Raw genomic sequence first — 13,326 nt, 5'->3', positions numbered from 1 at the left:
ATTATCCACCAAGATATATTTTCATAATTTGATCACCCCATAAAAATGCGATCCAGCCTGCAATGGCGATATAGGGACCAAAGGCAAAGGGCTGATTTTCACCACGTATTTTCATGAGAATAATACCAATAATGGCACCCACGACTGAAGAAAGTAGCACAATTAGGGGTAGCATCATTGGTCCCATCCAAGCACCTAAAGCTGCAAGCAGTTTAAAATCACCATAGCCCATGCCTTCTTTGCCAGTCACGAGTTTAAAAATGTAGTACACAATCCATAAACATAGAAAGCCAATCAGATAGCCCCAAATCGCTGACGTGGCAGTTGTATAAATTGTAAAACTGTTAATTCCTAAGCCTAGTGCTGCCAAAGGAAGCGTAAAACGGTCTGGTAACAATTGTGTGTCGAAGTCAATAAACGTTAACGTGATCAAGACCCATGTGAGTATTAAACCAAATAACATTTGTGCTGTCGCGCCAAATACAGCAACTACTATTAATGAACAAATCATTGTTAATAGTTCAATAAGTGGATAGCGAATACTAATTGGATTTTGGCAAGCACCACATTTGCCACGAAGTATTAACCAACTGATCACAGGTATATTCTGATACCAACGAATAGGGGATTTACATTGAGGACAGCTTGAGGCAGGTTGGCTTAGTGTTAACTTGGTTTGATCAATAAATGGCTGCTCTGGGTGAAGCAGCATTTGGCATTCCTGATGCCATTCTTGCTCCATCATCTTTGGTGTTCTATAAATGACGACATTTAAAAAACTACCTACACACAGGCTGAAAAACCCAACAGCAATATATAAGGCAGTTGGCTCATTTATAAAATAATTAATAATATCTTGCATAATTAACCAACAACTGAACCCATTTGGAAGATAGGGAGGTACATTGCAATAACTAGACCACCAACAAGTACACCTAAAATTGCCATAATTAATGGTTCCATCATTGAGGTAAGACCATCAACAGCATTATCGACTTCGTTTTCAAAATGTGTTGCTACTTTATCTAACATACTATCTAGTGCACCAGATTCTTCGCCAATTGCAACCATTTGAATTGCCATAGATGGAAAACGATTAGAAACGCGCATTGCAAATTGTAGTTGTTGACCTGTCGCAACATCTTCACGAATTTTCATAACAGCTTCTTCGTAAATCACATTATTTGTTGCACCTGCTGTAGATTCAAGAGCATCAATCAGTGGTACACCTGCTGCAAAAGTAGTTGCAAGTGTGCGGCTGTAACGGGCAATAATTGCTTTATAAACAAGATCACCGAAAATTGGTGCTTTTAGTGCCATTTTGTCTAAAAGATCACGAAATTTTTTACTACGTTTTTTTGTTTCAAGAAAAGCTGTAATAATCGCTCCAATTACAAGAATCAGAATAAACCAATATTCTTGCATCCATTTTGACATATTCACGACCAATTGTGTGAATGCTGGGAGGTCAGCACCAAATGAGTTGAAAAGATCTTGGAAAACGGGAACCACTTTGACCATCAGAATAATGGTTACGACCACTGCAACCACAATGACAGCGATAGGATATTTCATGGCTTTTTTAATTTTCTGTTTTAAAAGTTCACTTTTTTCTTTATAAATTGCGACGCGATCGAGCATCGTTTCAAGAGCACCAGATTGTTCACCAGATTCAACTAATGAGCAAAAAAGATTGTCAAAATAAAGTGGATACTTCCGTAAAGCACCAGCAAAAGTATTACCGCCCTCAACCTCTCCTTTAATGCCGAGTACAACCTCTCGCATAGAGGGATTTTCTAAACCTTCTGCAACGATCTCGAATCCCTGCACAAGTGGAACGCCAGCTTTCATCATTGTTGCTAATTGACGAGTAAAAATCGTAATATCTAGCGTTGATACTTTCTTCTTCATCAAACCCTCAAGAATATTCTTACGTTTTTCTCGAATGGTTTTAATGGTGACACCTTGTTTGCGTAATGTGACCTTTGCTAAGGCCATATTGCGTGCTGGTAGTTCCCCTTTAATTTTGGCGCCTTTTCGATCTACCCCTTCATAAGCAAAAGTAGGCATCATTTGTGCTTTTTTCGCTGCCATGATTCTTAATCCTTTTTATTAATTTTATTCACTTGTTACTCGGTTAATTTCTTGCAAAGAAGTAATACCTTGCATCACTTTTTTTAGACCTGAACGACGCAGATTGTCAAAGCCGGCTTGTTCTGATGCTGCTGCAATTTGCAGTGCATTACCATCTTCCATGATGATTTGAGAAATTGCAGGGGTGACTTTCATCACCTCATAAATACCTACACGTCCTTTGTACCCTTCTCGACATTCAGCACAGCCAATCGGTTGAAATATCTGTAAATCTGGATTGGCTAAGTCTTGTTCTGTAAATCCTAACTCTAAAAGACTCTGTTTAGGTACATCTACGGGGGCTTTACATTGTGAGCATAAACGTCGTGCTAAACGTTGTGCGATAACAAGATTAACTGATGTTGCGATATTGAACGAAGGGACACCCATGTTGCGTAATCGAGTTAAAGTTTCTGGCGCACTGTTGGTATGCAGTGTTGACATCACCATATGACCTGTTTGCGCTGCTTTAATTGCGATTTCGGCTGTTTCTAAATCACGAATCTCACCGACCATAATTACATCAGGGTCTTGACGTAAGAAAGCCTTTAATGCAGCAGAGAAAGTCAATCCTGTCTTTGGATTCACGTTGACCTGATTAATGCCTTCCAAGTTAATTTCCACAGGATCTTCTGCTGTTGAAATATTGGTATCTTCAGTGTTTAGAATATTTAGACCAGTATATAGCGATACGGTTTTACCAGAACCTGTTGGACCTGTAATCAATAGCATTCCTTGAGGCTTTTCAAGTGCTTCCATGAATAATGCTTTCTGATCATCTTCATAGCCTAATGCTTCAATGCCGAGCATAGCACTTGATGGATCCAAAATACGCAGTACTAATTTTTCCCCAAATAGAGTGGGTAAAGAGTTTACACGGAAATCAATCGCTTTGGTTTTTGACAATTTAAGTTTAATACGACCATCTTGAGGCATTCGTTTTTCAGAGATATCCATTTGAGACATCACTTTTAAACGAGAAGCCAAGCGGGTTGCCATTTGTAAAGGAGGTGTAGCGATTTGACGTAGAACACCATCTACACGATAACGCACACGGTACATTTTTTCATAGGGCTCAAAATGTAAATCTGATGCGCCCATGCGAATTGCATCAATTAAAAGCTTATTAATATATTTGACAATTGGAGATTCGTCGCCTTGTGGTGATGCATCATCATCTTCTTGAGGCGAATCTTGATTAACATCAATATCTAAGTCGAAGTCTTCACTGTCACCAAAATCGAAACTACCTGAATCACCGAAATGTTGTTCGATTAACTTTTCAAGTTTCGTATGCTCAACAATAATGGGTTCAATATTAAGTTTGGTATTGAAACGAATTGCATCTAATGCATCAATATTGGTTGGATTGCTCGTAGCAACATACAAAATTTGTCCACGTTGTATTAACGGAACAACACGATGTTTTTGTATGAGTTTATTGTCGGTTAATTCTCGAGGTAATAATCCAACATCGTAAACCGCCAAATCAAAAAGTGGTTCGCCAAATTCTACAGAGATGCTTTCTGCAATGGTAAGTGGAGAAAGACGATGTTGTTCGATTAAATGAGCAACAATATCTTGTTTGGCTTTCTTGGCTGCATCAATTGCATTCTGCATATTTGCAGCAGTCATATGACCATCTTCAACTAAACGTCGAATGAACCCCGAAAACTTTGGAGACGTATGTAATCCTGACATCTGTCCGCCTTACTCACAATATGGTTATAATAGCTATTCTCAAAATTATACTTTTGTTACGTAAAAATACTACTATAGAAAGTGTTGTTTTTTACTTGGTTCATATTGAAAAACTTGAACTGATCGATTTTTTTACAAATTAATTTCAGATTTAAAGAGTGGCCTTCGTTAGAAATAAAGCAAACGATTGTAAAAAATCGACATATATATGTAAAAGAGACGAGAATTTTTAGATCTATTTTTTGTTGGTTGAAACTTAAACTGAAAAGAAAAACTGAATTTTATAAAAATACGTGTAAAATATGCAGCATTTTTTATAAATTAGTTGTAGGTGGGCGAAGTATGTCGAATTCGGCGATTACCCCTTGGGTTATTGGCAATTGGAAAATGAATCCAATGCATGCGAGTGCTTTCCAATTAATAGAAGAATTTAAGCAGTTACTACAACAGGACAATATTTCTCCTGAGCAATGTCATATTGGTGTAGCTCCCGTGACGATTGCCTTGAGTGGTGTTCATGCTCAGTTAAAAGATGCAACTAGAGCCATTTATACTGTGGCTCAGGATCTTTCTCGTGTGGCAGGTACTGGTGCTTACACAGGTGAGGTAAGTGCGGAGCTGTTAAAAGATAGCCAGATTGAATATGTGTTGATTGGACACTCTGAGCGCCGTGAATTGTTTGGTGACAACGTCAATATTTTAAAAGCAAAACTGCAAAATGCATTAAATGCAGGTTTGACGGTGATCTATTGCGTTGGCGAAAGCTTAGAGCAGCGTGAGCAAGGTGCTGCTGAGCAAGTAGTATTACAACAAATTTGTGATATTGCATCCGTCGTTAAAGCTGAACAATGGCAAAATATTGTGATAGCGTATGAGCCGATTTGGGCAATTGGGACAGGGAAGACAGCTTCACCTGCGGATGCTCAAGCAATGCATGCAAAAATACGTGAAGGCTTAAGACAAATTACATCATTCGGTACAAACATAGCTATATTGTATGGCGGTAGTGTCAAAGCCGAGAATGCTGTTGAGTTGGCTGCATGTCCTGATATTAATGGCGCTTTGGTTGGAGGTGCATCACTCAATGCACAATCTTTTTATCAAATTGCAAGAGCATTTGCTCAAAGCAAATAATAGGAAGTAGAAATGTATAGTTTTATACTCGTTGTACATATCATTTTGGCAATTATGATTATTGGATTGGTTTTAGTGCAACAAGGTAAGGGTGCTGAGGCAGGAGCGTCGTTTGGTGGCGGTGGTGCTGCTACGGTATTTGGTGCCTCGGGAGCGGGTAACTTTTTAACTCGTTTAACTGCAATTTTTACAGCCTTGTTTTTTGCTACGAGTTTAACTTTGGCTGTTTTTGCAAAAAAACAAACAGCTGATGCGTATAGCTTAAAATCTGCTCAAACCACGACCTCTGCACCAGTAACATCGCCTGAAACTTCATCAAACGCACCTAAAACAACTCAATAAGTTGAATTAGCACTTTCCTTTTTATATTTAAAGGAATAGAATGCGTCCCACAAAGCTGCGGTGGTGGTGGAATTGGTAGACACGCTACCTTGAGGTGGTAGTGCTTTCGGGCGTGGGGGTTCAAGTCCCCCCTTCCGCACCAAGCTTAATAACCAGTAAGTTTGGTGTATGCAGTGATGTTGTTGATGCGGGATGGAGCAGTCTGGTAGCTCGTCGGGCTCATAACCCGAAGGTCGTTGGTTCAAATCCAGCTCCCGCTACCATTTGATTAAGGTGCAACTTAATCAAGCAAATATAAAAAACTTAAATTGACTTTTTTTTATATTTGTATATAATTTTGTACGTTGATGCGGGATGGAGCAGTCTGGTAGCTCGTCGGGCTCATAACCCGAAGGTCGTTGGTTCAAATCCAGCTCCCGCTACCAAGTTTCTAAAAGAGGCTCACAATAAGGTGGGCCTTTTTGCACAGTGGACTTCGGTTTTCTGTGTAACATAGGGGCGATTTACGCCCTTTTTTATTGGTTGTTTAGCTATCGTGTAGTGTTCGACATCAATTGGTCAAATAGTCGTGCTTCACTATACGGTTAAGATTGATTGGCTCGCATGAGAGCGACGAGAGTAAATGAAATTATCAAATAAATCTCAAGCATTGTATGATCTAATCGCGCCAGCAGTAGCTGCGTGTGGTGTAGATCTATGGGGGATTGAATTCCTACCACAAGGTAAACGTTCTTTATTACGTATTTATATTGATAAAGCAGTTGATGAGAATGTTGAACCTATATTGAATGAAGATGGCGAAGTTGAACAAGGGCGTGGTATTGGCGTTCAAGATTGTGTTTTAGTGACACAACAAGTGGGTGCAATGCTTGATGTTCATGATCCAATTTCAGGTGAATATGCTTTAGAAGTCTCTTCACCAGGCTGGGATCGTCCATTTTTCCAACTCAATCAATTGCCTGCTTATATTGGGCAACAAGTGGCTTTACGATTAATTGCTGCCGTCGAAAATCGTCGTAAGTTTCAGGCGAAATTACTTTCTGTAGACTTAGAAAATGAAATCATTCAAGTTGAAGTGGAAGGTAAACATGTGCTTGAAATTGATAGTAATAATATTGATAAAGCAAATTTAATCTATCAAGACTAATATTAACTTAATTTTATAAGAAATCGGTAGGTGACTTATGGGCCGCGAAATTCTTACCGTTGCAGAAACGGTTAGTAATGAAAAAGGTGTTAGTCGTGAGGCGATCTTCCAAGCATTAGAGCAAGCACTTGTTGCAGCAACGAAGAAAAAGTTTTACGAAGGAACCCATTCAGAAGAAGCACAGCTTCGTATTGAGATTGATCGTAAAACAGGTGATTATCGCACTTTCCGTCAGTGGACAGTTGTGGCGGATGAAGATCATGAAATGCCAGCTTGCCAAGATGCAATCTCAGATGTTGATCCATCAAAATGGTCAATCGGTGATGTGCGTGAGCTAGAAGTTGAGTCAATTGAGTTTGGTCGTATTGCTGCTCAAATTGCGAAACAAGTCATTGTACAAAAGATTCGTGAAGCTGAGCGTGCTTTGGTTGCCGATGCCTATGAATCTAAAGTGGGTGAGTTGATTTACGGCGAAGTCAAAAAACAAACCAAAGATGGTTTCATCATTGATCTAGGTGATAACGCTGAAGCTTACTTGGCGCGTGAAGAAACCATTCATAAAGAAATTTTGCGTCCTAAGCAACGTATCAATGCCATTTTATATAGCGTAAACCGCGAAGGTCGTGGCGCGCAATTATTATTATCTCGTGCTCGTCCTGAGATGTTAATTGCATTGATGAAAAAAGAAATTCCAGAAATTTCTGAAGAAATCATCGAAATTAAAGCAGCTGCTCGTCAACCAGGTGTTCGTGCTAAAATTGCAGTGAAAACCAATGATCATCGTATTGACCCTGTAGGTGCATGTATTGGTATGCGTGGCACACGTATTCAAGCAGTACAACAAGAGTTGAATGGTGAGCGTATTGATGTCGTGGTGTGGTCAGATGATCCAGCACAATATATTGCAAGCGCATTAGAGCCAGCTGATGTATCAGGTATTGTACTAGATGAAGATGCACGTAGTGCAGATATTATCTTCGCAACCAATGATCAGTTAGCACGTGCAATTGGTTCGCAAGGGCAAAATGTTCGTTTAGCATCGGAATTGACGGGTTATAAACTCGACATGATGTTAGAAGAAGAGTATCGTGCTCGTCAGCAAAATGAAGCACAACAGTATTTAGATATGTTTGTTACACGTCTCGATATTGAAGAAGATTTAGCAATGGCATTGGTGGAAATGGGCTTTACTTCATTAGAAGAGATTGCTTATGTTCCAGCTGAAACATTTGATGAAATTGAACTAGATGCAGATTTAGTTGAATTGCTTCAAAGCCGTGCTAAAGAGGCTGCTTTAACTGATGCACTGAAACAGCAAGAAAATATTCAAGAGCCAAGCGCAGAACTTCTCGGTATGGATGGTATGACCACTGAGATTGCTTATGCATTGGCGGCGCGTGGTGTGATTACAATTGATGATTTGGCTGATCAAGCGACTGATGATATTTCGGATATCGAAGGTTTAGGTCATGACAAAGCAGGTCAATTGATCATGAAAGCACGTGAATCATGGTTTAACTAGGAGATAATAGATGACGGACAAGTCGATTCAAGAGTTAGCACTCAGCGTAGAACGTCCTGTAGAGAAACTCCTAGAGCAGGTTCGCGAAGCAGGTCTACCACAGCGTAAAGCAGATGACATTATTACCGCTGAACAGCAAAATACTTTGGTCAATCATTTGAAAAAAGTACATGGTCAGGACAGTGGTAACACAGGAAAAATTGCGTTGAAACGTAAAACAACCAGTACTGCTAAAGTAACAAGTACTTCGGGTAAAGCAAAAAACATTAATGTTGAAGTTCGCAAGAAACAAGTTTTTGCTAAACCAAATCCAGAATTACTTGCAGCAGAAGCGAAAGCACGTGCAGAAGCAGATGCTAAAGTACGCGCAGAGCAAAATGCACGTGATTTAGCTGTTCAAAATGCACGTGATGTAGCTGAACAAAAAGCCAATGCAACGTTAGAAGCAATGCGTGCAGCACATACTTCTGAGAGTGCTTCACAAGCTCCTGCAAAAACCGCAGTTGTGGTGAAGAAACGGGGTAGCGACAAGGTAATTAAAGCACCTGTTGTCAAGCCAACAGAAACACCTGAACAGAAAAAAGCCCGTGAAGCAGAAGCAGCCAAGTTAAAGGCGACTGAAGAAGCTGTACGCCGTAAAGCTGCGGAAGAAGCACAGAAGCGTACACTGGAGCAAATGCGCCAGATGGCTTCAAAATATTCAAGTGATGATGCAACCACAACCATTCGTGTGATTGATGATTCACCTTTAGCCGCTGGACTTGTTGGTCAGGCATATGAAGATTCTTTCAACAAGGAAGACCGTGAAATCAAGCGTGGTGGTGCGACTGCAAATCCACGTGCAAGCAAGAAAGGTGGCCGAGGTGGTGATGCTCAGGCTGAGCAGAGCTTCAGCAAAAGTCATCATAAGCGCGGTTTGAAAACCAGCCAATCCAACAAGCATGGTTTTGAAAAACCTGTGAAAAAACAGGTTTATGATGTTGAGATTGGTGAGAAGATTATCGTTGCCGATCTTGCACAAAAAATGGCGGTTAAGGTTCGTGAAGTCATTAAGACCCTGATGAAAATGGGTGAACTTGTTACTCAAAACCAAGCGATTGATCAAGATACAGCAGTATTGGTAGTTGAAGAATTGGGTCACAATCCAGTTTTAGTTTCTGATACACAAGCAGAAGATAACTTATTAGTTGCAGCTGAAGAAGCTCGTGGTGAACAAACGACTCGTCCGCCAGTGGTCACAATCATGGGTCACGTTGACCATGGTAAGACATCGTTACTTGATCGCATTCGTCGTTCTAAAGTGGCAGCAGGCGAAGCGGGTGGTATTACCCAGCATATCGGTGCATACCATGTTGAAACTGAGAAAGGCATTATTACTTTCTTAGATACACCAGGACATGCTGCGTTTACATCAATGCGTGCACGTGGTGCGAAAGCGACTGATATCGTGGTACTTGTTGTTGCTGCTGATGATGGTGTGATGCCACAAACAGCGGAAGCAATTGACCATGCGCGTGCTGCGGGTACACCGATTATTGTTGCTATTAACAAGATGGACAAAGAATCTGCTGATGTCGATCGTGTATTAAATGAATTAGCACATAAAGAAATCGTGCCTGAAGAGTGGGGTGGGGATACACCTATCGCTAAAGTTTCAGCACACTCTGGTGCGGGTATCGATGAGTTACTTGATCTCATCTTGATCCAAGCTGAATTGATGGAGCTTAAAGCTTCAGCAGAAGGCGCGGCGCAAGGTGTGGTGATTGAAGCACGTGTTGACAAAGGTCGTGGTGCAGTAACATCAATTTTGGTACAAAATGGTACATTGAACATTGGTGACTTGGTTCTTGCGGGTTCATCTTATGGTCGTGTACGTGCGATGGTTGATGAAAATGGTCAACGTATCACTTCAGCGGGTCCTTCAATTCCAGTTGAAATTTTAGGTTTACCTGATGCACCAATGGCAGGTGATGAAGTTCTTGTCGTGAATGATGAGAAGAAAGCACGTGAAGTTGCAGATGCTCGTTCAGATCGTGAACGTCATAAGCGTCTAGAGCGTGCCAGTGCAATGCGTCTTGAAAACATCATGGCATCTATGGGTAAAAAAGATATTCCTTATGTGAATGTCGTACTCAAAACAGATGTACGTGGTACTTTAGAAGCATTACATGTTGCGCTTGATGAACTTTCTACAGATGAAGTGAAAGTCCGCATCATTGGTTCTGGTGTTGGTGCAATCACTGAGTCAGATGTGACTTTAGCTGAATCTTCAGAAGCAGTATTATTAGGTTTCAACGTTCGTGCAGATAACACGGCTCGTCAAAAATCTGATCAAGATGGCATCGATATTCGTTATTACAGCGTCATCTATCATTTAATTGATGATGTAAAAGCTGCAATGAGCGGTAAGCTTGCACCTGAACATCGTGAAACGATCTTGGGTGTTGCAGAAGTACGTGAAGTCTTCCACTCAAGTAAGTTTGGTGCAGCAGCTGGCTGTATGGTACTTGAAGGTACATTGCATCGTAATAAACCGATTCGCGTATTACGTGATGACGTGGTTGTATTCCAAGGTGAACTTGAATCTCTTCGTCGTTATAAAGAAGTGGTTGAAGAAGTTCGTGCTGGTATGGAATGTGGCCTTGCAGTCAAAGGCTATAAAGACATCAAAGTTAAAGACAAGATCGAAGTCTATGATGTTCAATTGATTAAACGGAGTCTTTAATGGCGGGTAGCCAACGCTTAAAGCGCATGGCGGATTCAGTACAACGTGAGTTGTCTGAGCTGATCCGTCAAGAGCTTAAAGATCCTCGCTTAGGTGGTCTAGTGACCATCTCTGCGGTGAAAGTCAGTGCAGACATGGGTTATGCTGAAGTTTATGTCACTGTGATGGGACGTGAACTTGGTGATGAGCAAAGTGAAGTCGCAAATAAAGAAACTTTAGATGTATTGAATAAGGCTTCTGGTTTTTTGCGTCATGAGTTGAGCCGTCGTATCAAGACACGTATTACGCCAAGATTGCGTTTCCATTACGATAAAACTAATGCCTATGGTAACTATATGTTTGGTCTGATCGCGGAAGCTGTGAAAGATCTGCCTCAACAAGGGCAAGACGATAAAGAATAAGTTCTAAAAGAAAGCCACCCTCGGGTGGCTTTTTATTTATTGAGATAATAATAAATAAGAATTATGATCCACATTAATATTCTTAAAATATGTAAACAACAGAAACATGAGTTTTAGAGTTATATGAAAGGTGTATTATGGAAATTATTATATTAATTATTGTTTGTCTAGTTTGCTTAGCTTTAGGATTTTTTATTACTAAAGTTATCTTGGGTAAAGACCTAACAACATTTCAACTGAAAGTAGAAAATTATGAAAAAATTATTGATGAGAAAATGAGTGAAATAGCTTTATTAAAGAAAAATTTTGAGATAATCCAAGATCAATATCACCAGAAAGAGATCTTTCTTCAAAAGGTCACAACAGAGCTAGAAGAAAGAAATAAAAACTTAATAGTAGTGAATAATGACTTTCAGCGGATCCAAAATGAAAAAACAGAAATAGAAATTTTAAAAAATAAGAAAGAGCAAGACTTCAGTAGTCTTAATGCTAAGTATGATGAAATGGTCAGATCGTACAACCAAAGATATGAAGATTTATTAAGCCAAAACAATGATCTGAAGTCATTGTCTACAATTCAGAAAGATACTTTAGAACGTAAAAATCAACAGTATTTGGAGTTGTCAAATGAGTTGATTGAACTTAAAACTTCATTAGAAGAAAGAGAAAAGAATTTTTCAGAACAAACGTCTAATTTTGAAAAACAAAAACTAGAGTTAACAAATCAGTTCAAGGCTCTAGCGAATGATATTCTTGATGCAAAAACAATTTCATTGCAAGAAACGAGTAAGATTGGTATTTCTGCAGTAATTAACCCATTTCAACAATCTATCGATAGTTTCAAAAAAGAAGTGCAAGAAATTCATAATAGAGAAACTATGCAACAAGGAGAACTACGCCAAGAGCTTTTCCAGTTAAAGGAGCTTAATCAAAAAATTACATTAGAAGCACATCAATTGGCAACAGCCTTAAAAGGTCAGAAAAAAACACAAGGTAATTGGGGAGAGTTAATATTAGAAAATGTTTTGGAACGTTCAGGGCTTCAATTGGGGAAAGATTTTCAGAGGGAAGTTTCTGTAACTATGGAAGAAGGGCGATTGAGACCTGATGCGATTGTGTATTTACCACAAAATAAGCATTTAATTATTGACTCAAAAGTATCATTAAATTCTTATACTCAATATATTAATTCTGATAATGAGCAAGATAGAAGAATTGCTTTAATGGAACATGTGAAAGCCATTTCGGATAGGATTAATGAATTATCAGCTAAAGAATATTATAAAATAAAAGGTATAAATTCTCCTGAAATAGTATTTATGTTTATTCCCATAGAGTCTGCTTTTGTTGAAGCTTTAAAAGCAGATGAAAGTATTTTCCAGAAGGCTCTTGAAAAAAATATTCTTGTTGCAACACCGACAACATTATTAACGAGTTTGAATATTGTTCGCCAGCTGTGGAGGTTTGAAGAACAAAATAAGCATACTGCTGCCTTGGCAAGTAAAGCTGATGCAGTTTTCCAAAAGTTAAGAGTTTTCCTTGATAGTTTTAAAGATATTAAGAAACATTTAGATAAGGCTGCTGAAACTTATCAGAAATCAGAAAATCAATTGATTAGTGGAAAAGGTAATTTATTAAAGCAGGTAAATGAATTTAAAACCTTAGCACCAGCCATTCAAGGTAATCTCCCCTCAGATTTAGTTGAGAAAGCAGAGTTGGAAATTGAATATGCACAAATTACAGAGTCATAAGATTAAGTAGATTGATAAGCTAACTTTGATTCTAGATTTATTTTATTAACGTAAGCATTATCTTATATAAAAGACCAACTATAGTTGGTCTTTCTTTTCTGTATTACGATGGTAACGTTGCCATGGTAGCGGACGATTTAAAGCTTCTGGAACATCACCACTGGTTGAACGCAAACGTAAATGAATTGCAGCTTGTGCCATTAGATTTGCTGATACTGGGGCAGTAATAAAGGCAAATAAAGTAATCAATAATTCAGCAAAACCGAAACGACCTTGAGTCGCTCCAAATACCATAGCTGCAATTAAAAAACTCCCCAAGCCTAACGTACTTGATTTAGTCGGTGCATGCAGACGCATAAATAAGTCGGGTAGGCGAATCATTCCGATGGAACCTACGAGCATAAAAAATGCACCAAAGATCAAAAAGAACGAAATGATAATCTCAAAAATTATTTGCATAACCACTCTCC

General features: G+C 39.2%; 11 protein-coding genes and 3 tRNA genes. 10 read left to right on the top strand and 4 right to left on the bottom strand.

What is annotated here, in order from left to right; all coding sequences use genetic code 11:
• Nucleotide 1 precedes the first annotated feature (1 nt).
• From HYG88_RS08530 to pilB, 3 genes are read right to left on the bottom strand one after another with little or no spacing between them, the layout of a single operon-like run.
• On the bottom strand, nt 2–862 hold the full coding sequence (locus HYG88_RS08530; RefSeq protein ID WP_178882910.1) for an A24 family peptidase: 861 nt from the start codon (nt 860–862) through the stop codon (nt 2–4).
• Nucleotides 863–864: 2 nt separating this feature from the next.
• Nucleotides 865–2,094 (bottom strand): type II secretion system F family protein, encoded by a 1,230-nt coding sequence (locus HYG88_RS08525; RefSeq protein WP_178882909.1) that lies wholly within the window; start codon nt 2,092–2,094, stop codon nt 865–867.
• 24 nt (nt 2,095–2,118) lie between these two features.
• Entirely contained in the window at nt 2,119–3,834 is a 1,716-nt protein-coding gene (pilB, locus tag HYG88_RS08520) for a type IV-A pilus assembly ATPase PilB (protein ID WP_178882908.1), read from the bottom strand.
• Between the two features lie 342 nt (nt 3,835–4,176).
• Here pilB and tpiA point away from each other — a divergent pair, with 342 nt between their 5' ends.
• From tpiA to rmuC, 10 genes are all read left to right on the top strand, one after another.
• A complete protein-coding gene (tpiA, locus tag HYG88_RS08515) occupies nt 4,177–4,968 on the top strand; it encodes a triose-phosphate isomerase (RefSeq protein ID WP_178882907.1) in 792 nt (263 codons plus the stop codon).
• Between the two features lie 12 nt (nt 4,969–4,980).
• Complete coding sequence (gene secG / locus HYG88_RS08510; protein WP_005162938.1) at nt 4,981–5,310, top strand: preprotein translocase subunit SecG; 330 nt, start codon at nt 4,981–4,983, stop codon at nt 5,308–5,310.
• A 57-nt stretch (nt 5,311–5,367) separates the two neighbouring features.
• Nucleotides 5,368–5,452 (top strand) — tRNA-Leu (locus HYG88_RS08505).
• Between the two features lie 44 nt (nt 5,453–5,496).
• Nucleotides 5,497–5,573 (top strand) — tRNA-Met (locus tag HYG88_RS08500).
• 85 nt (nt 5,574–5,658) lie between these two features.
• A tRNA-Met gene (locus HYG88_RS08495) sits at nt 5,659–5,735 on the top strand.
• Between the two features lie 197 nt (nt 5,736–5,932).
• Nucleotides 5,933–6,457, top strand: coding sequence for a ribosome maturation factor RimP (gene rimP, locus HYG88_RS08490; RefSeq protein WP_087536896.1), 525 nt, complete (start codon nt 5,933–5,935; stop codon nt 6,455–6,457).
• Nucleotides 6,458–6,494: 37 nt separating this feature from the next.
• Complete coding sequence (nusA, locus tag HYG88_RS08485) at nt 6,495–7,979, top strand: transcription termination factor NusA (RefSeq protein WP_005218583.1); 1,485 nt, start codon at nt 6,495–6,497, stop codon at nt 7,977–7,979.
• Nucleotides 7,980–7,989: 10 nt separating this feature from the next.
• Entirely contained in the window at nt 7,990–10,704 is a 2,715-nt protein-coding gene (gene infB / locus HYG88_RS08480; protein WP_087536897.1) for a translation initiation factor IF-2, read from the top strand.
• Nucleotides 10,704–11,105, top strand: a complete 402-nt coding sequence (locus HYG88_RS08475; protein ID WP_004680697.1) for a ribosome-binding factor A — start codon at nt 10,704–10,706, stop codon at nt 11,103–11,105. Before infB ends, HYG88_RS08475 begins: the two co-directional genes overlap by 1 nt.
• Nucleotides 11,106–11,242: 137 nt before the next feature.
• Complete coding sequence (rmuC, locus tag HYG88_RS08470) at nt 11,243–12,856, top strand: DNA recombination protein RmuC (protein WP_178882906.1); 1,614 nt, start codon at nt 11,243–11,245, stop codon at nt 12,854–12,856.
• A gap of 78 nt (nt 12,857–12,934) precedes the next feature.
• Here the strand turns inward: rmuC and HYG88_RS08465 are convergent, their stop codons facing one another.
• Nucleotides 12,935–13,315 carry a Na+/H+ antiporter subunit G gene (locus tag HYG88_RS08465; protein WP_178882905.1) on the bottom strand — a complete coding sequence of 127 codons (381 nt, stop codon included), beginning with the start codon at nt 13,313–13,315 and terminating at the stop codon, nt 12,935–12,937.
• Nucleotides 13,316–13,326 lie beyond the last annotated feature (11 nt).

The sequence above is a fragment of the Acinetobacter sp. SwsAc4 genome (genome assembly GCF_013391535.1).
GTDB lineage: Bacteria > Pseudomonadota > Gammaproteobacteria > Pseudomonadales > Moraxellaceae > Acinetobacter.
Note: the sequence above shows the minus strand (reverse complement) of the source record. Positions and strands in the feature narration are given on the sequence as shown.